23 protein-coding genes are annotated in these 24769 nt (G+C 58.4%); 10 read left to right on the top strand and 13 right to left on the bottom strand.

What is annotated here, in order from left to right:
- Positions 1–122: 122 nt before the first annotated feature.
- From ACG2K1_RS09975 to cdiI, 3 genes are all read left to right on the top strand, one after another.
- Complete coding sequence (locus tag ACG2K1_RS09975) at positions 123–461, top strand: hypothetical protein (protein ID WP_395429138.1); 339 nt, start codon at positions 123–125, stop codon at positions 459–461.
- Between the two features lie 222 nt (positions 462–683).
- On the top strand, positions 684–845 hold the full coding sequence (locus ACG2K1_RS09970) for a hypothetical protein (RefSeq protein WP_157058161.1): 162 nt from the start codon (positions 684–686) through the stop codon (positions 843–845).
- Entirely contained in the window at positions 829–1266 is a 438-nt protein-coding gene (gene cdiI, locus ACG2K1_RS09965; RefSeq protein WP_009427432.1) for a ribonuclease toxin immunity protein CdiI, read from the top strand. The genes ACG2K1_RS09970 and cdiI overlap by 17 nt, the downstream gene beginning before the upstream one ends.
- 235 nt (positions 1267–1501) lie before the next feature.
- Here cdiI and ACG2K1_RS09960 read toward each other — a convergent pair whose 3' ends face one another.
- Both ACG2K1_RS09960 and ACG2K1_RS09955 read right to left on the bottom strand, forming a co-directional pair.
- Positions 1502–1720 carry a hypothetical protein gene (locus ACG2K1_RS09960; protein ID WP_009427430.1) on the bottom strand — a complete coding sequence of 73 codons (219 nt, stop codon included), beginning with the start codon at positions 1718–1720 and terminating at the stop codon, positions 1502–1504.
- Positions 1705–2418, bottom strand: a complete 714-nt coding sequence (locus ACG2K1_RS09955) for an EamA family transporter RarD (protein ID WP_395429136.1) — start codon at positions 2416–2418, stop codon at positions 1705–1707. The genes ACG2K1_RS09960 and ACG2K1_RS09955 overlap by 16 nt, the downstream gene beginning before the upstream one ends.
- Positions 2419–2672: 254 nt before the next feature.
- Between ACG2K1_RS09955 and ACG2K1_RS09950 the strand changes: the two genes are divergently transcribed.
- Positions 2673–3143: a Dps family protein gene (locus ACG2K1_RS09950; RefSeq protein ID WP_009427428.1), complete on the top strand. Its 471-nt coding sequence runs from the start codon at positions 2673–2675 to the stop codon at positions 3141–3143.
- A gap of 101 nt (positions 3144–3244) precedes the next feature.
- On the opposite strand, the gene ACG2K1_RS09945 is transcribed toward ACG2K1_RS09950, so the two are convergent.
- The 7 genes from ACG2K1_RS09945 to ACG2K1_RS09915 all read right to left on the bottom strand — a co-directional run bounded on the left by ACG2K1_RS09945 (position 3245) and on the right by ACG2K1_RS09915 (position 10061).
- A complete protein-coding gene (locus ACG2K1_RS09945) occupies positions 3245–3481 on the bottom strand; it encodes a hypothetical protein (protein ID WP_232304416.1) in 237 nt (78 codons plus the stop codon).
- A 138-nt stretch (positions 3482–3619) separates the two neighbouring features.
- Positions 3620–4159 carry a DUF4336 domain-containing protein gene (locus ACG2K1_RS09940; protein WP_395429135.1) on the bottom strand — a complete coding sequence of 180 codons (540 nt, stop codon included), beginning with the start codon at positions 4157–4159 and terminating at the stop codon, positions 3620–3622.
- A 153-nt stretch (positions 4160–4312) separates the two neighbouring features.
- Positions 4313–4705 carry a glutathione S-transferase C-terminal domain-containing protein gene (locus ACG2K1_RS09935; protein ID WP_232504845.1) on the bottom strand — a complete coding sequence of 131 codons (393 nt, stop codon included), beginning with the start codon at positions 4703–4705 and terminating at the stop codon, positions 4313–4315.
- Between the two features lie 73 nt (positions 4706–4778).
- A complete protein-coding gene (locus ACG2K1_RS09930; RefSeq protein ID WP_395429134.1) occupies positions 4779–6140 on the bottom strand; it encodes a serine hydrolase domain-containing protein in 1362 nt (453 codons plus the stop codon).
- A gap of 159 nt (positions 6141–6299) precedes the next feature.
- Positions 6300–6536 carry a hypothetical protein gene (locus tag ACG2K1_RS09925; protein WP_395429133.1) on the bottom strand — a complete coding sequence of 79 codons (237 nt, stop codon included), beginning with the start codon at positions 6534–6536 and terminating at the stop codon, positions 6300–6302.
- Between the two features lie 53 nt (positions 6537–6589).
- Positions 6590–7753 carry a hypothetical protein gene (locus ACG2K1_RS09920; RefSeq protein ID WP_395429132.1) on the bottom strand — a complete coding sequence of 388 codons (1164 nt, stop codon included), beginning with the start codon at positions 7751–7753 and terminating at the stop codon, positions 6590–6592.
- Between the two features lie 154 nt (positions 7754–7907).
- Positions 7908–10061, bottom strand: coding sequence for a TonB-dependent siderophore receptor (locus tag ACG2K1_RS09915; RefSeq protein WP_036496871.1), 2154 nt, complete (start codon positions 10059–10061; stop codon positions 7908–7910).
- Between the two features lie 349 nt (positions 10062–10410).
- Here ACG2K1_RS09915 and ACG2K1_RS09910 point away from each other — a divergent pair, with 349 nt between their 5' ends.
- Positions 10411–11727, top strand: coding sequence for a Tat pathway signal sequence domain protein (locus tag ACG2K1_RS09910; RefSeq protein ID WP_009427539.1), 1317 nt, complete (start codon positions 10411–10413; stop codon positions 11725–11727).
- 87 nt (positions 11728–11814) lie between these two features.
- Here the strand turns inward: ACG2K1_RS09910 and smc are convergent, their stop codons facing one another.
- Complete coding sequence (gene smc, locus ACG2K1_RS09905; protein ID WP_395429131.1) at positions 11815–15303, bottom strand: chromosome segregation protein SMC; 3489 nt, start codon at positions 15301–15303, stop codon at positions 11815–11817.
- A gap of 513 nt (positions 15304–15816) precedes the next feature.
- Entirely contained in the window at positions 15817–16623 is an 807-nt protein-coding gene (locus tag ACG2K1_RS09900) for an inner membrane protein YpjD (protein WP_009427542.1), read from the bottom strand.
- Between the two features lie 108 nt (positions 16624–16731).
- Here ACG2K1_RS09900 and ffh point away from each other — a divergent pair, with 108 nt between their 5' ends.
- Entirely contained in the window at positions 16732–18099 is a 1368-nt protein-coding gene (gene ffh, locus ACG2K1_RS09895) for a signal recognition particle protein (protein WP_395429130.1), read from the top strand.
- A gap of 272 nt (positions 18100–18371) precedes the next feature.
- On the opposite strand, the gene ACG2K1_RS09890 is transcribed toward ffh, so the two are convergent.
- Together ACG2K1_RS09890 and ACG2K1_RS09885 are read right to left on the bottom strand one after the other, a co-directional pair.
- Positions 18372–19055: a pseudouridine synthase gene (locus tag ACG2K1_RS09890; RefSeq protein WP_036496872.1), complete on the bottom strand. Its 684-nt coding sequence runs from the start codon at positions 19053–19055 to the stop codon at positions 18372–18374.
- A gap of 127 nt (positions 19056–19182) precedes the next feature.
- On the bottom strand, positions 19183–19848 hold the full coding sequence (locus ACG2K1_RS09885) for a hypothetical protein (RefSeq protein ID WP_232304422.1): 666 nt from the start codon (positions 19846–19848) through the stop codon (positions 19183–19185).
- 90 nt (positions 19849–19938) lie between these two features.
- Between ACG2K1_RS09885 and dnaQ the strand changes: the two genes are divergently transcribed.
- The 4 genes from dnaQ (at position 19939) to ACG2K1_RS09865 (ending at position 24622) form a co-directional block, all read left to right on the top strand.
- Positions 19939–20748 carry a DNA polymerase III subunit epsilon gene (gene dnaQ / locus ACG2K1_RS09880; protein WP_009427547.1) on the top strand — a complete coding sequence of 270 codons (810 nt, stop codon included), beginning with the start codon at positions 19939–19941 and terminating at the stop codon, positions 20746–20748.
- A complete protein-coding gene (gene ispD, locus ACG2K1_RS09875) occupies positions 20745–21437 on the top strand; it encodes a 2-C-methyl-D-erythritol 4-phosphate cytidylyltransferase (RefSeq protein WP_395429129.1) in 693 nt (230 codons plus the stop codon). Before dnaQ ends, ispD begins: the two co-directional genes overlap by 4 nt.
- Before the next feature lie 138 nt (positions 21438–21575).
- Complete coding sequence (gene nhaC / locus ACG2K1_RS09870; protein ID WP_395429128.1) at positions 21576–22955, top strand: Na+/H+ antiporter NhaC; 1380 nt, start codon at positions 21576–21578, stop codon at positions 22953–22955.
- Between the two features lie 236 nt (positions 22956–23191).
- On the top strand, positions 23192–24622 hold the full coding sequence (locus ACG2K1_RS09865; RefSeq protein WP_395429127.1) for an MFS transporter: 1431 nt from the start codon (positions 23192–23194) through the stop codon (positions 24620–24622).
- Positions 24623–24769: the final 147 nt, after the last annotated feature.

The raw sequence follows: 24769 nt of genomic DNA, 5'->3' as shown, positions 1-24769 counted from the left end.
CGATGTCAAGGAGAAAAAGGAGGTGTTCCCATTAGTAGATTGGGTATGCAAAACCCTGATATGGATATAACTATTTATCATGGAACAACAGGAGTGAATCCATAATGGACAATAGCAGAGTAATGAACTTAATCAAACAACGTCAATCTGAACTGGGTAATGTAGTTGGCTATACTGAATATGAGCTTAAGAAGATTGAAGCGCTATACAATGTCAGTATAAATGGAGAATTTAGAGATTTTATGCTGTTAGCCGGAAGATGCTCAGGGGGGGGTTTGAATGACGATCCCATCATTTTATATCGATCCTATTGGAGTGTGCGTACGCAAATTATGTTTCAGGCGAAACTGTTTGATGAATTACAAGGTATTGGTGCATTTGATTTTTTAGGAAAAATATTTTGCTTTTCTTTAGAGGGTGAAACTCAATACTATTTCTTAATAACAAAAAAAAATGAATAATTTAGTATATCATTATAATGAAAACATAGAAAAAGTGAGGTGTACTAATTTAAGTTTTTTTGAATATCTTGATGAGGTATACAAAGAGTATGAAGAGAATCGGAATAGAGAGAGAATTATTTGTTGTGGAGAACTCTTGGAAATTTTTGTCTGAATAAATAGACATCAAGCCTCAAAACCGTTTACGATCCTGCAAAGTATTCGGACAAGGAAATGTTTGAGATGGCGAAGAAAGCGGCTGAGAAAGGGTATGAAGAAGCAATGAACAAAGTAGGCTATATGCATAATGTAGAGTTTAATGGAATTAAATTCATAATGTATATGGGGATTAATCCAAGAACAAAATTAAAAACAGGAGTAATTGAAAATGTTCATCCAGAATAAACTTACTTATAAAAAAACAAATATATTAAACTATAAACTTATTGAGTTTAATGAAATGCCCAGTTTTTTAGAAATTACCATTATAGAATACCTTAATCGTATCTATTTGGATGGATATTTTTTACAAGCTATACAGAAACTAATGCAGCAATATGGTGATTTTTCTATTGAAGGTTGTTACGGATATTATCCAGATTGGGAAAGTCCTTATCAGGAGATGCATTTTCATAATGGCTTAGTATGTTTTGCTGTTTGTTATGATGATGAAGACCATAGGGTATATCTGACCGAACGCCAATTTTTCCGCTATGCCAAAGAAGCCTGTCTGCGTTTTATTGAACTTCACCCAGAGCATCGTGATTTTGTCATGAATATTGTCGACAACTGGAAACCCAAATACCCCGACAAATTCCCTGATTAAACTCCGTATCACAGAGGCCGTCTGAAAATCCCTAATCGGTTTCAGACGGCCTTTAAACCGTAAGCGCGCTACGCTTAAACTGGCTGTATCCGTATCGGTAATCCGTCCGCCTCGCTGCATCCCGGCAACCGACCGTCGGCAGGTTGGAGAGGCAAAAGGCCGTCTGAAAGCCCGTTTTCTGGGTTTCAGACGGCCTTTCGTTTGCCTTTGCCGCCGTATCGGCTTTCAGACGGCCTTATGCCTGCACGGGAGGCTGTCTGAAACTGTTCCAGCCGTGTGCCGCCAGCAGGAGCAGTCCCGCCCAAATCAGGCCGTAGGTGATGTAGGACGAGGGCGGCACGGGCGTGTGCAGCACCAGCACGGCGGCGAGAAAGAGCAGGGCAGGTTCGACGTAGCTCAACATGCCGAACAGGCTCACGGGCAGAAGCTGCCCCGCTTTCAGGCTGGCCGACATCGACAGTGCGCTGAACAGCCCCAGGAGCGGCACCAACAGCCAGTAGCGCAGTTCGGCGGCCAATAGCGCAGTTCGGCGGCCACCAGCGCGGGCATGTTTCCCGGCGCCAGCAGCCACAGGGCAAACGGTGTCAGCAGCGTCAAATCCAGCGTCAGCCCCTGCAAAGCGGGCGTTTTCATCGCCACGCGGCTGACGTAATACACGGGATAGAGGCCGCACACCCACAGTGTCGCCCACGAAAACGACCCCGCCTCCCACAATTCGTGCGCCACACCCGCGGCCGCGCAGGCGAGGGCGGCGGTTTGCAGGCGGCCGAGCCGCTCCTTGCGCCACAGCCGACCGACCAGCACCATCACCAGCGGAAAGAGGAAATAGCCCGTCGCCACGTTCACGCCCTCGCCGTTGACCGGTGCCCACATAAACAGCCAAAACTGGCTGCCGACGTCGACAGTTCCGATTAGAAACAGCAGTTGCGTTTTCCAGCCGCCGCGCCACAGGCGCAGGGCGAAAGACGCCATCACGCGCGCGCCGACGGCGTAAAGCGCCATCAGCCACAGCCCCGCCGCCATCGCGGGCATCCGCAGCGCGAACACGCCGGTGCCGCTTATCGGCCGCATCCAGTGGCTGAACAGGTAAAGCACGGCAAACAGGATTTGCGAAAGCAGGCACAGGGCAACGCCTTTGGCCAAGGGGGTCATGGGGTTTTCCTTTGACGGGACGGTTTGGGAAAGCGCGATTATAGGCCGTCTGAAAGCGGTCAGGCCGTCTGAAAAACAGTTTTCAGACGGCCTTTCGGATGATTTCGTGTTTTCCCCGCGTGATGCAAGCGGCCGTTTGGGCGACAGGGTGTCAAGTTATGTAATTTATCGGTATTCTCATTTGTGGTATGATGCCGACGGGTTTCACATTCCCGAAAAACCCTTTTTAATCCTTAACCTGAAAGGAAAGCCCCATGAGCATCAACATCGGCATGACCGATTCGCAACGCCAAGCCATTGCCGCCGGCCTGTCCAAAGTACTGGCCGACACCTACACCCTTTACCTGAAAACCCACAACTACCACTGGAACGTGCGCGGGCCGATGTTCCACAGCCTGCACGCTATGTTCGAGCAGCAATACAACGAGCTGGCGCTGGCGGTGGACGAAGTGGCCGAGCGCATCCGAGCCTTGGGCGAACTGGCGCCCGGCTCGTACGGCGAGTTTGCCAAGCTCGCCTCGATACCCGAAGGCAACAGCCGCAACGACGCCAAAACCATGATCCGCGAGCTGGTCGAAGGGCAGGAAGCCGTGGTGCGCACCTGCCGCGAGCTGTTTCCCGTCGTCGACGAAGCCAACGACGAACCCACCGCCGACCTCCTAACCACCCGCATGCAGACCCACGAAAAAAACGCCTGGATGCTGCGCGTGTTGCTGGACAACTGATTTTCAGGCTGCCGCAGCATCCCCAAGCAACCTGAAAAAACTCAAGGCCGTCTGAACATGGATTCAGACGGCCTCAACCCTTTCAGACGGCCACTTTCAGCCTAGCATAACCAGCGAAACGCCCGTTCCAACTCGGCGACGGCATCGCACCCGTAGCAGCGTCCGTGCGCCAGAATGATTTTTTCAGGCTGCCATGCCAGCATTTGCGCCAGACAGGCGCGGGCGGCGGCTTTGTCGCTGAAGGTGGCGCGCCAATCGGCGGGGGTTTTGCCGTCGGGGTCGGCGATGCCCGCCAGTTTCATCACGCCCGCCCAAAAACGGTTAGGGGCTGCTGACAATCAGCCTTGCGGCGGTGTTTTTGGCAAAAAATACCCGCCTGCCGCGTCAAAAATGCTCGCAAGGTGTCTAACCTTGCTGCGCTTTTTTCCTTGCATTCGGGCATTTTTTACTCAAAAAACCGTCTCGCAAGCTGAATGTCAACAGCCCCTGGGAAAGCGCGCGGTTTCAAAGTTTTCAATCAGGTCGGTCAGAATCAGCGTGCGGCTGGCGCGGTGGAAAAACACGGTTTCGGTCATCACGCGGCTGCCTGAAAACGGCATTTGCGCCAAATCGTCTGCCCATGCGCTTGGTGCGGCATCGCCCAAATCGTCGTCAAACGCCACGGCGATGCCCTGCGCCGCCGCCCGTTCGCGCACGCCAGCACTTGCCCACACCAGTGCCTGCGGATAGCGCGCCTGCCATGCGCTAATGTGGGCGTAGTGGATTTTGTTGGGCGAGACCAAATGCCTTACTTCGCCCAACGCGTCGATTTGCGCGAACAACTCGGGCGTGGGGGCGATGGGCGAGTGGCACCACAAACCGCCGTCCGAGAGCCGCACCACGGTCATGCGCGTGCTGAACGGGATTTTGACGCCGAGCGGAAACGCCATGCGGATTTCGCCGCCGTCGGCAATCCAGATGTTGTCGCCAAAGGGTTTGAGCGTGTTCAGCGGGTGGTAGAGACGGACGGCGGGCATAGGTTGTTCCTTTCAGGCTGTGTTTGGGTTGTTCGTGCAGCGATTATAGTTGAAATGGTTGATTTTTAAGGTTGAATATCGCCAGTTGGCATAGCAAAAAGGCAGCCTGAAAAGCTAAATTCCGCTTTTCAGGCTGCCTTTGCTTTACTTGTTTTACTGCGCGATCCCCATTTTCGCCATCTCTTCCCCCGTCCAAGCCATGGTTTCGCCAAATGCAGCGCGGGCGGTGTGCCGTGCGATGTAGGCATCAAACACGTCGCAGGCAATGCCTTCCACGGGTTTCACACGGGTGAACTGCACCAGCAGCATGGTGTAGTAGAGGTCCAGCGCGGAAAATTGCCCGCCGACGATGTAATCATGCTGCGCCAGATGCGCACGCAATGCGCCAAACGCGGTGTCAAAATCGCCGTAGCCGATGGATTTTCGGTGTTCTTCATCGTTTGGCGCGTTGTTCAGACGGTCAAACACGGCGTATTCCAGATTGATGGCGAAGCACAGCCAGCGGTAATACTCGCCGCGCGCCAAGCTGTCGGCAGCGGGAATCAAGCCGCGCTGTGTGAAGGCAGCCTGAAAATCAGTGCAGCAGGCTGGGGCGAAACTAAAAATGTTTTCAGGCTGCCTATTGCCCCTGCGCTTTATCGTCCCCCGTCTCTTCCAACCACAATCTCACCGTTTTTCCCTTAACAAAATCGGCGTTGCCTTCAAAGCTGCGGCGTTCGCAGATAACGCGGTAGTCTCGCTCTTGGATGTCGCCGTTGTTTTGGTGGCGGGTGGGCTGGGCTTGGCACTTGCCTGCGTCGGCGAATTTGGCGTGCAGGTCTTTCAGACGGCCTTTGGGCACGGCGGGGTGCGGTTTGCCTTGTTTGACGAGCAGCAGGACGCGCTCGAAGTCGCGGGTGAGGGCGGGATGCTGGTCGGCGATGGGGGCGTGGGTTTTTTGGTAGCGCGGGTTGGTGCGCGCGGCGATGCCTTCGATGATGGTTTCGGTATCGACGCCGGCAAGGTTGGTGAGGACGACGATGGCGGTGCCGTCGCCTTCGTAGCGGCGCAGCTCGGTGCTGAAGCCCTGCCATGCGCCGGGGTGGCCGCTCATGGGGCTGCCGTCGGGGGCGGGCACGAGCGACCAGCCGAAGCCGTAGGGGTAGGTGTCGCCGTTGTTGAGGCGGGCGGGGGTGAAGATTTCGCGCCAGGATTCGGGCTTGAGGATTTGGCGGGCTTCTACGGCGGCGAGCCAGCGGCGGTAGTCGTTGAGCGAGAGGTAGAGCGAGCCGTCGGCGGTTTGGTTGTGATAGGGGGCGACCCATTCTTGGTTTTTCAGGCTGCCGTCGGCGTCGTCAAGCTCATAACCTGCGGCGCGGTGGGGGACGATGTCGCGCTCGCTGATGACGCGGGCGGAGGTCATGCCCAGCGGGGCGAACACGCGTTCTTGCAGGATTTCGCCGTAGTGTTTGCCGGAAACGCGGGTGATGACGGCGCCGAGCACGGCGTAGCCGTTGTTGCTGTATGCCCAGCGGCTGCCGGGTTTGAATTGCAGCGGGGCGGCGTAGATGCGGCGCAGCATGTGTTTTTCGCTGCTGTTTTGCTGCCAGTCGGTTTCGGTGTTGCCGATGCCGCCGGTGTGGTTGAGCAGGTGGCGAATGGTAATCGGCTGCCAGCTTTTGGGGGCTTCGGGCAGGTAGGCGCGCACGGATTGGTCAAGGCGGATTTTGCCGTCTTCCACCAGCAGCATCACGGCGGCGGCGGCGAACATTTTGCCGATGGAGGCCGTCTGAAACACGGTGTCGGCGGATACGGGGATTTGGTGTTCGACATTCGCCAGCCCGTAGCCTTGTTGTTTGACGATGTTACCGTTGCGGTAGATGCCGACGGCAAGGCCGGGGATTTTTTGCCGCTCAAGCTCGTCTTGGGCGAAGTCGTCGATGGGGTCGGCGGGGGCGGGGAGGGATAGGGCGAGGAGGAGGGGGAGGAGGGTTTTTTTCATGGGAGATTGCCTGTGGGGAAGGTGGGGTGGGGTTTCAGGCTGGCTTTTGGGCTTTTTCAGACGGCATCAGGGCAGCCTGAAAGCGGGGTGCGGTAGGTCGGGCATTTATGCCCGACAAATGGAACACAAACGGGAGCGCGTCGGGCATGAATGCCCGACCTACGCGGCTATATCGGCGTAAGCGGCTTTGAAGTCGGGCGAGGCTTTGCCGCTGCGGGCGGCTTCGGCGATGTATCCGGCCAGTTTGTCAAACGCGCTTGTGTCCGCGCCTTGCGGCAGGGGTTGGTCGGCCCATTCGGAGACGATGCGGTATGCCGCGTCGAAGCCGTCGGGCAGCATGGCTTGCGGGTCGGGGAAGTTTTGCGGGTTCCAAAGGTAGACGGGGTTGAGGGACATGGGTGTGCCTTTCTTTCGGTGGTTTTAAAAAGGGGCAACGTATGCCCCTGCGTCTAACTTTCTTCCTTCTGTTTGTTTATCAGATAGGAAACCGATTTTTCCAGCAGTTCCTCTTCCCTGCCGACCATCTGATAAGTCCGCAACCACTCTTCTTTTTCGGCGATGAGGTCTTTTACTCCGCGCAGGTAGGAAATCACGATACGGAGGTGCAGCCTGCCGATTTCTTCCAAATTGGCGGCAATATAGGCTTCCACATCGTCGTAGGTATCAATCCACGCCACTTCCCGCAGCTTCTGGTCCCAATAGGCCAGCAGCGCCTCTATCTCGGTTTCAGTTTTGTAGCTGACTGACGGGCCGGTGTGGTACCACATTTGGGTCAGGTAGTATTCCATATCGACCACTCCTCCCCTAATCAATTGTTTTTTCTCGGTTTGTCCGTAACGCGGATGAATATTGTCCAGCTCGTGCAGGTAAATCCGCTCCACGGTTTCGTCGGAAAGATACCAGCCCAACCCTAGGCCGCTGTATTCGCCGTCTTTGTAAATATCTTCGTAGTCGATGTATATCGTCTGCTGGCCGGTTGCCGTCGGTTTGGCGTAAATGATGAGATCAGGCTCCATTTTTTTGCGTCCGTATGCTGCCGGATTGAACAGTTGCGGTGCATATTCGAAGCCGTGGCGCGCCATCAGTTCGTCTACTTTGGGGCGGAAGTATTTGTAGAAGTCTTTGATGTTCTTCGGCAGGCCCCTGTTTTCCTGCCGCCATTTTTGTTCTTCGGCTTCGCGCTGCCGCCAGTATGCCGTGATTTCGTCTTGGGTTTCTTGGTCGGGGTATTCCCGGCCGTCGGGCAGCAGCAGGTAGCCGTTGGCGTCGTACAGCACGAGGGCGAGGCTTTCGCTGCGGCAGGTCAGTATCGGCATCAGCTCCAGATAATGTTCGTACAGTTCGAGTACGGCGCGGCTTTTCAGTTGTTCGGCCACTTGGGTTCCTATATCGGCGTAAGCGGCTTTGAAGCCGGCCGAGGCTTTGCCGCTGCGGGCGGCTTCGGCGATGTATCCGGCCAGTTTGTCAAACGCGCTTGTGTCCGCGCCTTGCGGCAGGGGTTGGCCGGCCCATTCGGAGACGATGCGGTGCGCCGTGTCGAAGCCGTCGGGCAGCATGGCCTGCGGATCGGGAAAGTTTTGCGGGTTCCAGAGGTAGACGGGGTTGAGGGACATGGGTGTGCCTTTCTTTCGGTGGTTTTAAAAGCGGGGGTCGGGCGGGATGCCCGACCTACGTGGCTGTTAGGATTTTAAGGCTTGTTGGGTCTTGACCCAACCTACGTATGAAAAGGCCGTCTGAAAGGTTTTTCAGACGGCCTTTTGCCGCTTTTTAAAAGCGGTATTTGAAGCCCAACACTGCGCTGCGCGCTTCGCCGTAGGCGAGGAATGTGGATAGGGTACGGTAGCGGGTGTTGAACACGTTGTTCACGTTTAACGTGGCTTCGGCGTTTTTGCCGATGCGGTAGGCGGCCATCAGGTCAACCAGGGTGTAGGCTTTTTGGGTGGCGGAGCGGCGGGCGCGTTCGAGGGCGGCGGGGTCGGTTTCGTCGTTGAGTGCGCTTTTGTTGATGTTGCTGGTTTTACTCTGCCAGCGCAGGCTGCCGCCGAGGGTGAGGCGCTCGTTCAGATCATAGGTGGTGGCGAGTTTGATCTGGTGGCGCGGCAGGTCGGCTTCGTAGGAGTCTTCGCCGCCTTTGCGGTTTTGCAGGGTGTAGCCTGCGTTGGCCGACCAGTTGTCGCGGATGCGGCCGGAGATTTCGGCCTCGAAGCCGCGTGTGCGGATGTTGTCTTCGGAAACGTAGTAGTCGCCGCTTTCTACGTATTTGGCCATGCCGTTTTTGCGGGTGTCGAAGAAGGCGGCGGAGGCGTTGAGGCGTTGGTCGGAAAATTCGCCTTTGAGGCCGATTTCGACGTTGCGGCCGGTGGTGGGTTTGAGGAAACGCCCGTCTTGGCCGCGCTCGAACACGGGTTCGAACGATGTGCCGTAGCTGGTGTAGGCGGAGAGGTTTTCGTTCAGGTCGAATACGGCACCGATGTAGGGTGTGGCTTTGCTGCGGCTGACTTTTTCGCTTGTGCCTGCGACGTGTTCGGCTTTTTGCATGGTGATGCGGCTGTAGCGCGCGCCGCCGATGAGGGCGAGGCGTTCGACGGGGCGGAAGCGGGTGGCGAAGTAGCCGCCGATTTGGCGGGCGCGGATGTCGTCGTCAACGGTGTATTCCGCGTCGGGTACGGGGTTGGCCGGGCGCAGGCTGCGGTTGTTTAGAAAGTCGTGCAGGCCGAAGGCGTTGTCGTAGCGGGCGAAGCTTGCGGGGTCGCGGGTTTTGGTGTGAAAGCCGCTGATGCCGGCCATGATGTCGTGTTTGCGGCCGAGGAGGCTGTATTTGCCGTCAACCGAGGCGACGAAGCTGTGGCTGGTGGTTTTTTCGTCGTCGCGGGTTTCGATGAGGTCGATTTCGCGGCTGTCGTGATCGGTTTTCATCGCCGCGTAGCCTTGGCGGTCGTGTATGGTGTTCCGCATCCAGTTGTATTCGAGTTTGCCTTTCCAGTCGGGCGAGAAGCGGTGGCGCAGTTCGGCGAACACGTTGCGGCTGCTGTATTTGTAGGATGTGTCTGCGGTTGAGTTGTTGGCGCGGCGGCTGATTTCGTCTTTGAGCGGATAGCCTTCGCTGTCGTAGGCGGTGGGCAGGAAGATGGGGGTGTCGGTTTCGCGGCGGTGTTGCAGCTGCGTGCCAACGGAAAGCGTGGTGTCGGGCGCGGCATCCCATTCGGCTACGGCATACAGGCTGCTGTTACGCATTTTCGCGTCTTCGGTTTGGTAGCCGCTGCGTTCGTATCCGGTAACGATGCGGCCGCGCAGCGAACCGCTGTCGTTCAGACGGCCTGAGAGGTCGCCGCTGATGCCTGCGCGGCTGTGGCTGCCCGCTTCGATGCCGATTTCGCCTTGGCGTTCTTTGGTGGGGCGTTTGCGGACCAGGCTCACTTGCGCGGAGGGATCGCCCGTGCCGCCCAAGAGTGCCGACGCGCCGCGCAACACTTCCACGCGGTCGAGCGAGCGGGTGTCGATGCCGCCCCAGCCCGTCCACGAATCTTTGCTGAAACCGGAGCTGCGCATGGGTACGCCGTCGATTTGGAAATTGCGTACTTCCATGCCTCTTGCGTGCAGGCCGGTGTAGCGGTCGCTGCCGCCGCTGCCGCTTTTCACGGTAACGCCGTTGGTCTGTTCCATCACTTTGCGCAGGCTGTCGAGCTTCCAGTCTTCCATCTGCTTGGCGGTCATTACGCTCACGCTTTGCGGCGTTTCACGCAGGGTCATGCCGATGCCCAGCGGCGCGTAAGTGCCTGCGGTGGAATAGCCCTGGTTGAGGGAGGCGGATTTCGTACCGGTGACGGTAACGGTGTCCAACACGGCTTCGTCTTCGGCAAAGGCAAACAGCGGCATCAGCGCCAGCGCGAGCAGGGTGGGACGGCTTTTCGGGTATTTCATAAGGATGTCCTTGATGGTGGTTAAAGTTGAAAAACGATAGCGATTATACTTGTTTAGCATTGTTTTTAATAAGTTTTGTTTGAATTTGTTTTACAGAGGCACGCAGAGTCCGTCTGAAAGCGAAGCATCAACGGCGTGAAAACGGCCGAACCCGCAAGCATGCGGTTTCATTTCTTTGAAACCTTGCTTTCAGACGGCCTCATGACGCAGCCCGAGCGAGCAAAGGACGTCTGAAACGGCTGTTCAGACGGCCTTTCCTGTTTGCGCTCCGGCGGACGGCCTGCGGTTGAGGCACGCCGCAAAGCGTGCTAAAAGGCGGCCTTTCTCATTTGAACCGATTGGAGTTCCCATGCCTACCCGCCGTGAATTTTTATTGTCCGCTGCCGGTGCAACCGTGTTGTTTACCGTGGGTGGCTGTGCCGCGTTGGGCGGCGCGTCGGATAATGCTGTTGAGTCGGCCACTGCCGTAACCCGTGTGTTTGGCGACGGGATGCGGCTGGTGGCGGTGGCGGTGAAGTACCGCGACGATGTGTCTGCCGCCGCGCTTGAGCCGTCGCAATACAGCGTGGCGGGGCGCACGGTAGAGCGCGTTTATGTGGCGCAGAGTGCCGACGGCATGCCGTCCGAGCGCGGCCGTTTTGTGATTGTACAGCTCAATCCGTATGACGATGGCGCGCTGCTTACCGTGAAAAAAGGCCGCCCCGCAGGCAAATCCGCCAATGCCGATCCCGCCAAAAACGGCCCGGGCAAGGCGGGCGACAAGGGCGACAGTGCGCCCACGCTCAAGGCCGCGTCGGCCGAAGTGAATATCGGCGGGCAAACGTTTCAGACGGCCGCTGTGATCAACGAAGTATTCGACGACTTCGTCCAGCGCGAATACGCCGACAAACAAACGGGCAAAACCGTGCGCTACAACCTGTTTGCGCCGAAGAATATCGAAGACGGCAAACGCTATCCGTTGGTGCTGTTTATGCACGACGCGGGCGTAACCGGCACCATCGTCAAAGCCCCGCTCTATCAGGGCAACGGCGCGATTGCGTGGGCGTCGCCCGGGTTTCAGGCGCAGCATCCCTGCTTTGTCATCGCGCCCGAGTTTGACGAAATTATTGTCGACGACACCAGCACCGCGTCAAACTATCTCGATGCTACCATCAACCTAATCAAACACTTGCAAACCGAGTTGCCGATAGACGGCAATCGCCTGTACACCACCGGCCAGTCGGGCGGCGGCATGATGTCCATCGCCATGAACATCAAATATCCCGACTTTTTCGCCGCGTCGTATCTCGTTGCCTGCCAATGGAATCCCGCGCTGCTCACGCCGCAGATGAAAAACGTGAAATGGTGGATTACCGTGTCGCAGGACGATGCCAAAGCCTACCCGGGCGAAATCGCCATCACCGAAAAACTCGCCGCCTTCGGCGCGAAAGTCGCCCGCGCCGACGATTGGAACGCGCAATGGCCGGCCGACAAGTTTCAGACGGCCTTCGACAAAATCGCCGCGCAAAACGCCAATGTGAATTTCGTTGCCTTTGCCAAAGGCACGGTGTTTAAAACCGCAGCAGAAGCTAATGCCGGCGGCGCGTCGGGGCATACGTCCACTTGGAAATACGCCTACAACATCGCGCCGGTGTTGGATTGGATTTTTAGGCAGAGTAAGGCGTAAGGCCGTCTGAAAGCATAGTCAGATAAAGAAAGGCCGTCTGAAAAACCGAAACGGGGGTTTCAGACGGCCTTTTTGCGCCCATGCACCCTACGCGCTCTCGGCCATTTTCAGGGCTTCTTGGATATTGACGGCCACGATGCGTGATACGCCTTTTTCCTGCATGGTTACGCCGACGAGCTGTTCGGCCATTTCCATCGTGAGGCGGTTGTGCGAGATGTAGAGGAACTGGGTTTGCGCGCTCATTTCTTTGACGAGCTTGCAAAAGCGGCCGGTGTTGGCATCGTCCAGCGGGGCATCGACTTCGTCTAAAAGGCAGAAGGGCGCGGGGTTGAGGCTGAACAGGGCGAACACGAGGCTCATGGCGGTGAGGGCTTTTTCGCCGCCGGAGAGCAGATGAATGGTGGAGTTTTTCTTGCCGGGCGGCCGCGCCATGATGGATACGCCGGCGGTGAGCAAATCGTCGCCTATCATGTGCAGTGCGGCTTCGCCGCCGCCGAAGAGGGTGGGGAAGAAGGTTTGGACTTTTTCGTTGACGGCGTCGAAGGTGGCTTTGAAACGCTCTTTGGTTTTGCCGTCGATTTGGGCGATGGCTTCTTCCAACAGGGCGATGGCCGACTGTACGTCTTCGCTTTGGCTGCGGTAGTAGCCGTCGCGCTCGCGTGCGTCTTCAAGTTCCTGCAGAGCGGCGAGGTTGACCGCGCCGAGGGCTTCGATTTGGCGGGCGGTGTCGGCGATTTGGCTGTTTTGGATATTCAGACGGCCTGCTTCTTTGGCAGACGCTTCAAGCGCGTCCAAATCCGCGCCGCGTTCGGTGAGGTTTTGGTGGAAGCGTTTGGCGTTGAGCAGGGCTTCCTGCTGCTGCAACAGGGCGGTTTGGGTGGCGGCTTGAAGCTGCGGCAGCTTGGTTTGCGCGGCTTGCAGCTGCGCGTATTGTTCGCGGCCTTGTGCCTGCGTGTCGGCCAACGCGCTTTGCAACTCGGCGTATTCTTCGTCGAGCGTGTGCACGGCTTCGCCCAAGTGTTCGAGCTGAATGTGCTGCTCGTCGCCCTGCATTTCGGTTTCGTAGGCAAGGGCAAGCTCCTGCTGGCGCTCCTGCCATTCTTCGGCCTGCTCCTGCAGGCGCAGGATTTGCGCCTGATGGTTTTGCTGCTGCTGTTGGATTTTGTGTACGGCCACTTCGGCCAAACCGTAGCGGCGGTTGGCTTCGTAAAGGGCAAGCTGCGCCTGTTTCAGACGGCCTTGCTGCGTTTGCCGCTCGGACGCGGCGTGCTGCTGCTGCGTTTCGAGTTCGGACGCGGCTTCGGCCAGCGTGGCGATGTCGTCTTCGAGGCCGTCTGAACTGTGCGCCAATACAGTGGCTTCTTCTTCGATTTGGGCAAGCTCGCGCTCGATGTGTTCGCGGCGGATTTGGCCTTGGTTGGTGCGGGTGAGCAGCTCGGCGGCGCGCTGCTGGGCGCGGCTGTGTTCGCGGCTGTTCTGTTGCTGCTGCCCAATCAGGCTGCGGTGTTGCGACTCGGCTGCTTCGGCTTCGGCTTGGGCTTGCTGCTGCGCGGCGCGGGCGTGTTCCAACTCGGGTGCGAGGGTGGCCAGCGAGGCGGCGATGTCGTCCAAACTCGCTTTCTGCGCCATGAGGCTTTCCTGCGTGTTTGTGGCGTAAAGCAGCACGCTGACTTTGTCGATTTGGTGGCCTTCGGGCGTGAGCCAGATTTGGCCGCCGCCCAAGTCGGATTGGTGCGCGAGGGCGTAATCGAGGTTCGGTGCGCACAACACGCCGTCGAGCCAGTGGTGCAAGGCCGTCTGAAACGGCGGCTGCGCTTGGATTTGGTTGAGCAGGGCTTGCGCGGGCAGGGATTTTTTCACGCCGCCGCTGAGGCCGTCTGAAAACCAGGCGGCTGCGCCCTGCGGCAGCGGCGCGGGCGGCGCGAAGGTATCGGGTACGGCGCGGGCGTGCAGGCGTTCGGCCAACACCGCGCCCAGCGCGTGCTGCCATTCGGACGGGGCTTGGATGTGCTGCCAAAGCTGCGGCGCGTCGGCGCATTCGGTATGCGGCCAGAAATCGGCAGTTTCCTGCTGCGCCAAAAGCTGCGAGATGGCCTGCTGCTGCGCCTGCAGCGTGATGGACTGCTGTTGCAGGTTTTGGAAACGGGTTGAGGCCGTCTGAAAAGCCTGCCGCGCGGCGGTCAAACGCTGCTCGGCGGCGGCAATCTGCTCTTCGTAATGCTCCTGTTGGCTTTGCAGCAGCGCGGCGGCCTCCTGCGCGGCGGCGGTGTCGGCCGCATCGGGCAGGTTGAGGGCTTGGCTTTCGGCATTCAGACGGCCTTTGCGCTCTTCATGGCGGCGCAGGGTTTGCTGCGCGTGGGAGAGCTGCTGCTGCTTCAAGGCCAGCTCGCGTTTGAGCCGCGCGGCTTCGTCGTGTTGCGACTGGTAGGCGGCGTTGAGCGCGGCTTGGGCTTCTTCCAGTTCGGGCAGGCTCTCTTCGTGTTCGGCCACCTGCATCGCCAGTTCGGCCAACTCGGTTTGCCGCTCTTCAAACGCCATGTCGTTTTCTTCCATCAAGGCGCGAATCTGCTGCTCTTCTTGGCGGATTCGCTGCATCTGCGCCTGCGCCGCCTGCTTGTCGCGCTCGATGCGCTGGTGCAGGTTTTGCCGGTGGCGGATTTGCTCTTCGAGGCGGGCAATCTGTTCGCGCAACACGCCGCGCCGGTTGGCCAAATCGTGTGCGCTCTGCTGCTGCGCCTGCTCGGTTTGCTGCAAATCGCGGATGCCGTCTGAAAGCGTTTGGATTTGGGCGGCGGCCTCGTCCTGCTGCGCCTGCAAAGCCTGATGCTGCGCGGTGGCTTTGTCGGCGGCGGCGAGCGACTGCCGCCATTGGCTGTAATCGAGCAAATCCTGCTGGCGGTTGAGCTGCTCGGTGAGAAAGCGGTAGCGTTCGGCGGTTTCGGCCTGTTTTTCCAGCTTTTCCACCTGCCGCGCCAACTCGTTTTGCAAATCGCCCAGCCGCTGCAAATGCTCGCGCGTGTCTTTCAGACGGCCTTCGGTTTCGCGGCGCCGCTCCTTATATTTGGACACGCCGGCCGCCTCTTCTATATAGGCGCGAAGCTCCTCGGGCCGCGCTTCGATGATGCGCGAAATCATGCCCTGTTCAATCACCGCATAGCCGCGCGCGCCCACGCCCGTACCCAAAAACAGGTCGGTGATGTCGCGGCGGCGCACTACCTGATTATTAATGAAATAAGTTGATTCGCCCTGTCGCGTAAGCTGGCGTTTGATGCTCACCTCGGCATACTGCCCCCATGCGCCCTGCAAGGAGTGGTCGGCGTTGTCAAACACCAGTTCCACCGAAGCCCTCGGCGCGGGGCGGCGGGTGGCCGCTCCGTTGAAAATCACGTCCTGCATACTTTCGCCGCGCAGCTGCTTGGCTGAAGCCTCGCCCAATACCCAGCGCACCGCGTCGATTACATTGGATTTGCCGCAGCCGTTTGGCCCGATAACGGCCACCAGCTGGCCGGGTACATGGATTGTGGTCGGGTCGGTAAAAGATTTGAAGCCGGAGAGTTTGATGTGGGTGAGGCGCATGGCGTGAGGCCGTCTGAAAAAAGGCGGCATTCTAATGGAAAACGGAAAACGGCGTCATACGGTTTGCCCGAGGCTGCAGGGCGGGTTTTGACTTCGTTGCAGCTCCGTTTTCAGACGGCCTTTGCGCGAGAAAATTGCAACTACATTCGACTAAACGGTATTTTAAGCACAAATCGGCAAGCAGACGCAAATTCGGTTTTAGAAGCATAATCCGCTACAAAAAGATAAAATTCGGCAATTTTGCGCCTTTATTAAAATATCAACGATAAGTACTCTTGCCATAAGCGCTACTGATGGATTACATTGCGCTACACAAAGCCAAGTAAACAAAGGCCGATAAACAGAAATAGAGAAAACAGGGCGCGATCCCAAATAAAATCAGGAAGTTTGACCGGCAGGCCGTTTCACAAGAACGGCCTGTTTTATGTACAGGCCGTCTGAAAAAGGCGAAATGAAACGGAGAGGCCGTCTGAAAAGTATTTTTCAGACGGCCTCTTCCGTACAGGGCGGCATTTAGCGGTGCAACAGCACTTCCAACACAAACTTGCTGCCCGCGTAGGCCAGCATCAGACTGGCAAAACCGACTATCGTCCACACCGCCGGCCGTTTGCCGCGCCAGGCGGTCATGGCGCGTTTGAGCAGCAGCGCCGCATAAATAAACCACGACAGCACGCCGAACAGGTTTTTATGGGTGAAGGTAAACGGCCGCCCGAACACGGCCTCGGAGAAAAATGTGCCGCTCACCACCGACGCCGTCAACAGCGCAAAACCCGCCCACATCGCCTGAAACATCATTTTTTCCAAGCTCAAAAGCGGCGGCAGAAAAGAGCGGGCGGGCGAGAGCGTGTGTTTGTGCAGATCGCGGCTGAGCCACAAAATCAGCACCGCAATCAGCGTGGTGATGCCGAACAGGCTGTATGCCAGCAGGGACGACACAATGTGGAGCATAAACGGCCAGTCGGTCAGGCGGTAGGCCGCCGAGTGGCCGGGAAACAAAACGGCAACCAGCAGCAGCGCGGCCGACAGGGGATAAAGCAGCAGCTGCAAGCCGCGCAGGCGGTAGAAAAAACTGCCCGCCAGATACAGCATCAGCATCAGCCATACAATCACCGCCGTGGCATAGCCGAAACCCAAAATCAGCATGCGGTCGTGCAGCACGGGCAGCAGCAGCGCCGCGCCGTGCGGCAGCAGGGCGGCAGCCAGAACGGCAAGCTCCCTGCCCAGCGGATAGCCGTCCGCGTTTTTCTTCAGCCGCCAAAACCACACAAAAGCGGCCAAAGCGGCGTAAACAAGCATCAGACAAATCAGCATAATCGGCATGGCGCTCTTTCGGCTGGGCGCGTATCCATCAAACGCGCGGGTTGGTGTAAAATGCGCCGATTTTATCAAACTACACTGTCCGCGTGGCAGCTTACTCGAAGGAAGTCCATGTTAGACAATCTGACCGGCCGCTTTTATTCGGTCTTTAAAAACGTTCGCGGCATTGCCACGCTGAACGAAGAAAACATCAAACCCGCGCTGCGCGAAGTGCGCCTCGCCCTTTTGGAAGCCGACGTCGCCCTGCCCGTGGTGCGCGATTTCGTCGCCTCCGTGAAAGAAAAAGCCGTCGGACGCGAAATTTCCGACAACCTCACCGCCGAACAGGCCTTCATTACCGTCGTCAACCAGGCGCTCATCGAGTTGATGGGCAAAGAAAACAGCAGGCTGGATTTGTCCGTCGCGCCGCCCGCCGTGGTGCTGATGGCCGGTTTGCAGGGCGCGGGCAAAACCACCACCGTCGGCAAACTCGCCCGCCTGATCAAGTCGCAGGACAAAAAGAAAAAAATCCTGCTGGTGTCTGCCGACGTTTACCGCCCCGCCGCCATCGAACAGCTCCGCCTGCTGGCCGAACAGGTGCAGGTCGACTTTTTCCCGTCCGACACTTCGCAAAAGCCCGTCGAAATCGCGCAGGCCGCGCTGAACCAAGCCAAACGCGGCTTTTACGACGTGCTGATGGTAGACACCGCCGGCCGTCTCGCCATCGATCGGGAAATGATGGACGAAATCAAAGCCCTGCACGCCGCGCTTCATCCGACGGAAACGCTGTTTGTCGTTGACGCCATGCTCGGCCAAGACGCCGTCAACACCGCGCAAGCGTTTAACGAAGCCCTGCCGCTGACAGGCGTCGTCCTCACCAAAATGGACGGTGATTCGCGCGGCGGTGCGGCACTTTCCGTGCGCCAGGTTACCGGCAAGCCGATCAAATTCATCGGCGTCGGCGAAAAAATCGACGGCCTCGAAGCCTTCCACCCCGACCGCATCGCCAGCCGCATTTTGGGCATGGGCGACGTGCTCACTTTGGTTGAGGACGTGCAAAAAGGCATAGACGAAGCCGCAGCCGCAGAGATGGCGAAGAAGCTGCGCAAAGGCAAAAGCTTCGACCTCAACGATTTCAAACTGCAAATCCAGCAGATGCGCAATATGGGCGGTTTGGAAAACCTGATGTCGAAAATGCCGGGCGAAATCGGCCGCCTGTCCCAGCAGATTCCCGAAGGCACGGCGGAAAAAGCGATGGGACACGTCGAAGCCATCATCAATTCGATGACGCCGAAAGAGCGTGCCAATCCCGCACTCATCAAAGCCAGCCGCAAGCGCCGCATCGCCGCAGGTGCGGGCACGACTGTTCAGGAAGTGAACAAAATGCTCAACCAGTTCGAGCAGTCGCAAAAAATGATGAAAATGTTCAGCGGTAACAATATGCGCAAGCTGATGAGTATGGCCAAAAGCATGAAAGGCGTATTTCCCGGCATGAAATAAGCTGCCCACCACAGCAAAACCCCGAAGCGGACACGCGCTTCGGGGTTTTGTCTGTCCTATCGGCCAAAACGGCAGGCAAAAAAATACCATCTATACCAAGGGGAAGTATAGATGGCCAAACACATTACGGGGAAAACGTCTTACTCACATGTCTGCCAAAAAGCAAACGTCTGTCAGACGCTTCGCATACTAGCGGCAGCAGCGAGGAGCGCAAACCGCAGATGTACGAGCGGTTGCCGGATGCGGACAAGCGGCAGTCGGCGCAACCGCTGTCACAGAGTAACAAAATGCCATTCCCCCGCCGCTAAATCCTCCGCCGACCATTCGCCGAATTGCAGGCGGTGCAGGCTTTCCACTCTGTTGCCCGCAGCGGCGGCCATGCGTTTGACCTGATGGTATTTGCCTTCGGTAATCGTCAGCAGCAGCGTGTGCGGATCTTCGAGCACGGCATCGGCAGCCGAAACTGTTGCATTGTCGTCGTGCAGCAGCACGCCGTTTTTCAGCGTTTGGCAGAACGCTTCGTCCGCCGCGTGTTTCAAAACGGCTCGGTACAACTTGGGGACTTTGTGCTTCGGCGAAGTCAGACGGTGGTTGAACTGACCGTCGTTGGTAATCAGCAGAACGCCCGTCGTATCCGCATCCAAACGCCCGACAGCCTGCATATCGGTATTGCGCAGCTGGTCGGGAAACAGGGAAAACACGCTCGGATAATCGCGCGGTTTGTGCGAGGTTTCGTAACCGGCGGGCTTGTTGAGCACGATATAGAAATAAGGCAGGGGGATCACCGTTGCCGCTTCGCCGTCAACTGCCAGAGAAGAGACTTCGGCGGGCGAAATTTCGGTTTTTGCGCCGTTGAGAATTTCGCCGTTCACCGCGACGCAGCCGTTTTCAATCAACCAAAGACACTGCTTGCGGCTGCCCAGCCCCTGCGCCTGCAAATATTTGATCAGTTGCATATTCGGATAAGCTTTTTCAGACGGCCTGATTGTGACAGATAAGGCCGTCTGAAAAAAGCCGTACAAAAAAATCGCCCCTGAGAACAGGGGCGCAAAAGGAACACAAACCACTACCAAAACTTTTACATCAGGCTGCCGCAGGAACACGTTGTGCGGCAGGATAAAGAGCGCGTTGCAGAAGATTGGGAGACAGCGCGGAATCGTATTTGCCGCTGATGCTCAAATGACCCTGTTCGGGATCAAGCTCCAACAGACGGCAGTTTTCGTCGAAGTCTGCCTCCCCTCCGCAGCGCCGCTGCAATACGGCGCAGGCTTCGCGGTAAACACATTCTTTGCAGGAAACTTCCCGCGTGCGACCGACCCAGCTCAGGCGGATATCGGCCTTTTCGTTTTCAATCAGTACGATACCGTTTTGCCTGTCGAGGGCGGGGCACTGTTCGGGCAGAGCGAAATAATAATGGCCGTCGATATGGGCGTACACGCTACTGAATACGGCCGGTTCGCCGTTATCTTTTGCCGGGGATACAGCCAGCCATGAAGAAAAAATCTGCCGGTGCAGCTGTAAAATATCCGGGGCAAAGAGCTTGAACATCGTTTCGGACATTTCTTCCTCCCTGCGTGTGCTTACTTGCTTGCGGCAACATCCGTCTGCTTCGATGGATCGCATATTATCCCAACTTTCCATCCAAATCAAACGATAATTATTACTGTTATAAAATATTTTTCCATCTGTTTGAAAAACAAAAGAATAAAATTTGTCTGAAAGTCCCTTTTCTGCCTGATTTTCGGGCAATCAGGCCGTCTGAACAGCCAAACAGGCGGCCTTGCGGTAAAATGCGCGGCCGCAGCCGCACCGGTTGCCCGTTTATTTGAAGGAACACACATGGCACGCGAACGCCAAATCATCCTCGACACCGAAACCACCGGCCTCTACCCCGACCGCGGCGACCGCATTCTCGAATTTGCCGGCATCGAAATGCGCAAACGCCAGCTCACCGACAGCACCCTCCACCTCTACATCCACCCCGACCGCGACATCCCCGCCGAAGCGGCGGCGGTGCACGGCATCACCCTCGACGTGCTCGAAGAAAAAAACGCGCCCAAATTCTCCGCCGTCAGCACGCAAATCGCCGATTTCCTGCGCGGTGCCGAGCTCATCATCCACAACGCCCGCTTCGACGTCGGCTTTCTCGACATGGAATTCGAGCGCATGGGCTTGCCCACCATCAAAGAACTCGGCTGCGAAGTGACCGACACCCTCGCCATGGCACGCGAAAAATACCCCGGCCAGAAAGCCAGCCTCGACGCCCTGTGCAACCGCCTCGACATCGACCGCAGCAAACGCGTCTACCACGGCGCACTCATCGACTGCGAACTGCTCGCCGAAGTCTACCTTGCCATGACCCGCGAACAGTTCGACCTGGTCGGCGAAAGCAGCGAAACGCCGAACGAACAGGCCGCTTCCGCCGCCACACGGCAAGCCGCCAAAACCGAACGTACAGGCCGTCTGAAAGTCATTGCCGCCGACGCTGGCGAACTGGCTGCCCACGCCGCCATCCTCGACGACCTCAACCAAGCCACCGGCGGACGCTGCATCTGGCAGCCCGCCGCCGAAGCCGCGCAGGAAGCGCCGCCCGAGCCCGAAGAGCCGGAAGAGGCCGACCCGGCCGAAGCGCAGGACGAAAGCGCATGAGCCGCCACATCGCCCTCATCCCCGCCGCCGGCGTCGGCGCACGCTTCGGCGCGGGCAAACCCAAACAATATGTCGAAATCAACGGCAAAACCGTGTTGCGCCACACCGTCAACATCTTTCTAAACCACCCGCAAATCGACTACACCGCCGTTATCCTCGCGCCCGACGACACCGTTTTTCAGACGGCCTCCACAGACAGTCCCGCCAAATTCGGCGTCTTCCGCGTCGGCGGGCAAACCCGCGCCGAAACCGTGCGCAACGGCCTGCGCGAACTGGTCTCGCAAGGCATCGCGGCGGCAGACGACAGCATCCTTGTCCACGACGCCGCCCGCTGCTGCCTGCCCGCCGCCTCCCTCAGCCGCCTCATCGAACAGGCAGGCGCGGCGGAGCAGGGCGGCATCCTCGCCGTGCCCGTGGCCGACACCCTCAAACGTGCCGACGACGCCAACCGCATCGCCGCCACCGTCTCCCGCGCCGCCCTGTGGCAGGCGCAAACCCCCCAGCTTTTTCAGACGGCCTTATTGCAGCGTGCCCTGTCCGCCGCCGATTTGGGCGGCATCACCGACGAAGCCTCCGCCGTCGAAGCCATCGGCATCCGCCCGCTGCTGGTCGAAGGCGACACGCGCAACCTCAAACTCACCCTGCCGCAAGACGAACACCTCGTCCGCCTGCTGTTGCAGGCCGTCTGAACGCCGTCCGCCGCGCAGAAAGGCCGTCTGAAAAAACACAAACCGTGTTTTCAGACGGCCTTTCTTTAAATCATGTAAACATTGCGTCAATACGCTACAATGCGCCGCTGTTCACACTGAAACAAACGGAGCCAAACCGTGTTCGCCTTCAAACCCCTGATCGACATGCCGCGCAAAGAAGCCACCGCCGTTGCTGCCGTCCTCGTCGCCGCCATGGGCTACAGCATCATCTCCCTGAGCTGGCTGCCGCACATGACCATCATCGCCGCCATCACCGCCCTGGTTGCCTACGGCCTCGCGCGCGGCCTCAAATACGACGACATGCAGCGCGGCATGATTGCCGCCCTCAGCCAGAGCATGGGCGCGGTCTACCTCTTCTTCTTCATCGGCCTGATGGTCAGCGCCCTGATGATGTCCGGCTCGATACCCACCCTGATGTACTACGGCTTCGGCCTTATCTCGCCGCAATACTTCTACCTCTCCGCCTTCGTCCTCTCCTCCCTTATCGGCATCAGCATCGGCAGCAGCCTCACCACCTGCGCCACCGTCGGAGTCGCCTTTATCGGCATGGGCGAAGCCTTCCACGCCGACTTGGCCATGACCGCCGGCGTCGTCGTCTCCGGCGCGTTTTTCGGCGACAAAATGTCCCCCCTCTCCGACACCACCGGCATCGCCGCCTCCATCGTCGGCATCGACCTCTTCGAACACATCAAAAACATGGCCTACACCACCGTGCCTGCCTGGCTGCTCACCGCCCTCGCCACCGGCTGGCTGCTGCCCGCCGTCGCCGCCGAAAACCTCAACAGCACCGCCATCTTCCGCCAGCAGCTCGAAGCCTCCGGCCTCGTTCACGCCTATTCGCTGATTCCCTTTGCCCTGCTCGTCGTCCTCGCCGTGCGCCGCGTCAACGCCATCGTTGCCATGCTCGCCACCATCCTCGCCGCCCTCGCCCTCACCTACCTGCACAGCAGCCCCGACCTCGCCAAACTCGGCAGCTGGTTCTACGGCGGCTTCAAACTCGAAGGCGACGGCTTCGACCGCATCGCCCGCCTCGTCTCGCGCGGCGGCTTGGAGAGCATGTTCTTCACCCAAACCATCGTCATTCTCGGCCTGAGCCTCGGCGGCCTCCTCTTCACCCTCGGCATCATCCCCAGCCTGCTCGAAGGCATCCGCCGCTTCCTCACTGGCGCCGGACGCGCCACCGCCAGCGTCGCCGCCACCTCCGTCGGCGTCAACGTCCTGATCGGCGAACAATACCTGAGCATCCTGCTGGCGGGCGAAACCTTCAAACCCGTCTACGACAAACTCGGCCTGCACCCGCGCAACCTGTCGCGCACACTGGAAGACGCCGGCACCGTTATCAACCCCCTCGTGCCGTGGAGCGTCTGCGGCGTCTTCATCGCCCAAGCCCTCGGCGTGCCCGTCCTCGACTACCTGCCCTACGCCTTCTTCTGCTACCTCAGCCTCGCGCTCACCCTCCTCTTCGGTTGGACGGGACTGACACTGAGCAAAAAATAAAACGCGCCGCCGCAGGCAGAGCATTGCCGACAACGGCGGCGGCAAAACCGAAGGCCGTCTGAAAACCCGAAACAGGGTTTCAGACGACCTTTTCCATATAACCGTCGGTAACTACCCGCTGCCCAAACGTAGGTTGTGAACGGAGGCCGTCTGAAAATGCGGTATCGGCGGGGTGAGTCAGCCATCCTTCTCCCCATGTTAAAATCCCCGCCTTTTCAAATTTTTAGTCAACCGCCATGCACGCTTCAGATTCAGACGGCCGACAAACCGACGCCGAATACCACGCCGACCACCCCGACTTCCCCGCCAAAACCATCGTTGCCACATTATTTATCGGCGCGTTTTTTGGTTATCTCAACGACACGCTGCTCAATGTCGCGCTCACGCCGATTATGCGCGATTTCGGCGTGGACAAAACCACGGTGCAGTGGCTGACCACCGGTTTTTTGCTGGTGATGGGCGCGTTTACGCCGATTACGGCGGGGGTAATCCAATGGCTGGACACGCGCCGCATGGTGCTTTTGACGCAGGCGGTGTTTTTAACCGGCTCGCTGGTATGCGCCTTTGCGCCGACTTTCGGCGTACTGGTGGCCGGGCGGATGGTGCAGGCGGTGTCGGCGGCGTTTTTCGTGCCGCTCTTGTTTAACGGTATTTTGTCGATTTACCCGCCGCAGCGGCGCGGCACGGCGATGGGCGTGATTACCATGATGTTCACCGCCGCGCCCGCGATGGGGCCGACGCTCTCGGGCATCATCATCGACCACACCCATTGGCGCGTGCTGTTTGGCTTTACCGCGCCGTTTATGCTGGCGGCGATGGCGCTGGTGGCGAAGTTTCTCATCGTAAACCTAAGCCGCGTTACCCGCCCGAAAATCGACGCGCTCTCGGCGGTGCTGTCCGTCGCCGGTTTCGGCGGGCTGGTGTACGCCAGCAGTAGTTTTTCCACGCTGCCGATGGCCGAGTTTGTATTGATTAGCGCCGGTTCGGTGTTGCTGGTGGGCTGGTTTGCCCGCAGGCAGTTCCAGCTGGCCACGCCGTTGTTGAACCTGCGCGCCTTCGGCTACGCGCAGTTTCGGTACAGCGTGGTGATACTGGCGGGCGCGGTGTTTTTGTTTTTGGGGCTGGAACTGATGATGCCGATGTACACCCAGCAAGTGCTGCTGCTCACCGGCACCGCCACCGGCCTGATTCTGCTGCCCGCCAGCATCGCGCAGGCCGCCGCCGCGCCGCTGTTTGGCCGTCTGCTCGACAAAAAAGGTGGGCGCTTTGTCGTGCTGCCCGCCACCGTGATGATGGTGGTGTCGCTGGCGGTAATGTGGCTGTTTTTGCGGCTCGACACGCAAACCGCCGCGCTCTCGGCGATGTTTGCCCTGATGGCGGTATCCGTATCCGCCTGCGTTACCGGCGAAACCCACGGCTTAAACGCCCTGCCCAAGCAGCTCAACCCGCACGGCGCGGCGATTATGACCACCATCAACCCGATTGCCGGCGCACTGGGCGCAGCGTTTTTCGTCGGCACCACCAATATCGGCGAACAGCTCTCATCCGCCGCCACGCCGCAGGCCAAAATGCTCGACGGCATCCACCTGGCCATGGGCTGCGCCCTGGCCGTAGCGGCGACACTGGTGTTTTTCGCCGCGAAACTACGCTCGCATAAGGCAGCCTGAAACATATCAGCCAGCGCATCCCCTCTCCCGCTTGCGGGGGAGGGCTAGGGTAGGGGCGGTTGCCGCTGGGAAAATTTTTACGGGACAACGGCAGCGGTAAACGCAGTTTTGCAAACTGCCACCCCCTCCCCAACCCTCCCCCGCGCT

Origin of the sequence: Neisseria sp. 23W00296, assembly GCF_044772855.1 — a bacterium.
GTDB lineage: Bacteria > Pseudomonadota > Gammaproteobacteria > Burkholderiales > Neisseriaceae > Neisseria.
Note: the sequence above shows the minus strand (reverse complement) of the source record. Positions and strands in the feature narration are given on the sequence as shown.

Excerpts from the sequence above, each read along its gene's own strand:
- ACG2K1_RS09900 (WP_009427542.1), bottom strand. The coding sequence starts at position 16,623 with ATGCCGATTATGCTGATTTGTCTGATGCTTGTTTACGCCGCTTTGGCC.
- ACG2K1_RS09930 (WP_395429134.1), bottom strand. The coding sequence starts at position 6,140 with ATGAAAAAAACCCTCCTCCCCCTCCTCCTCGCCCTATCCCTCCCCGCC.
- ACG2K1_RS09975 (WP_395429138.1), top strand. The coding sequence starts at position 123 with ATGAACTTAATCAAACAACGTCAATCTGAACTGGGTAATGTAGTTGGC.
- ACG2K1_RS09890 (WP_036496872.1), bottom strand. The coding sequence starts at position 19,055 with ATGCAACTGATCAAATATTTGCAGGCGCAGGGGCTGGGCAGCCGCAAG.
- cdiI (WP_009427432.1), top strand. The coding sequence starts at position 829 with ATGTTCATCCAGAATAAACTTACTTATAAAAAAACAAATATATTAAAC.
- ACG2K1_RS09940 (WP_395429135.1), bottom strand. The coding sequence starts at position 4,159 with ATGCCCGCCGTCCGTCTCTACCACCCGCTGAACACGCTCAAACCCTTT.
- ffh (WP_395429130.1), top strand. The coding sequence starts at position 16,732 with ATGTTAGACAATCTGACCGGCCGCTTTTATTCGGTCTTTAAAAACGTT.
- ACG2K1_RS09910 (WP_009427539.1), top strand. The coding sequence starts at position 10,411 with ATGCCTACCCGCCGTGAATTTTTATTGTCCGCTGCCGGTGCAACCGTG.
- ACG2K1_RS09915 (WP_036496871.1), bottom strand. The coding sequence starts at position 10,061 with ATGAAATACCCGAAAAGCCGTCCCACCCTGCTCGCGCTGGCGCTGATG.
- ispD (WP_395429129.1), top strand. The coding sequence starts at position 20,745 with ATGAGCCGCCACATCGCCCTCATCCCCGCCGCCGGCGTCGGCGCACGC.
- ACG2K1_RS09970 (WP_157058161.1), top strand. The coding sequence starts at position 684 with ATGGCGAAGAAAGCGGCTGAGAAAGGGTATGAAGAAGCAATGAACAAA.
- smc (WP_395429131.1), bottom strand. The coding sequence starts at position 15,303 with ATGCGCCTCACCCACATCAAACTCTCCGGCTTCAAATCTTTTACCGAC.
- ACG2K1_RS09925 (WP_395429133.1), bottom strand. The coding sequence starts at position 6,536 with ATGTCCCTCAACCCCGTCTACCTTTGGAACCCGCAAAACTTCCCCGAC.
- ACG2K1_RS09955 (WP_395429136.1), bottom strand. The coding sequence starts at position 2,418 with ATGACCCCCTTGGCCAAAGGCGTTGCCCTGTGCCTGCTTTCGCAAATC.
- dnaQ (WP_009427547.1), top strand. The coding sequence starts at position 19,939 with ATGGCACGCGAACGCCAAATCATCCTCGACACCGAAACCACCGGCCTC.
- ACG2K1_RS09950 (WP_009427428.1), top strand. The coding sequence starts at position 2,673 with ATGAGCATCAACATCGGCATGACCGATTCGCAACGCCAAGCCATTGCC.
- ACG2K1_RS09920 (WP_395429132.1), bottom strand. The coding sequence starts at position 7,753 with ATGTCCCTCAACCCCGTCTACCTCTGGAACCCGCAAAACTTTCCCGAT.
- ACG2K1_RS09865 (WP_395429127.1), top strand. The coding sequence starts at position 23,192 with ATGCACGCTTCAGATTCAGACGGCCGACAAACCGACGCCGAATACCAC.
- ACG2K1_RS09960 (WP_009427430.1), bottom strand. The coding sequence starts at position 1,720 with ATGTCGGCCAGCCTGAAAGCGGGGCAGCTTCTGCCCGTGAGCCTGTTC.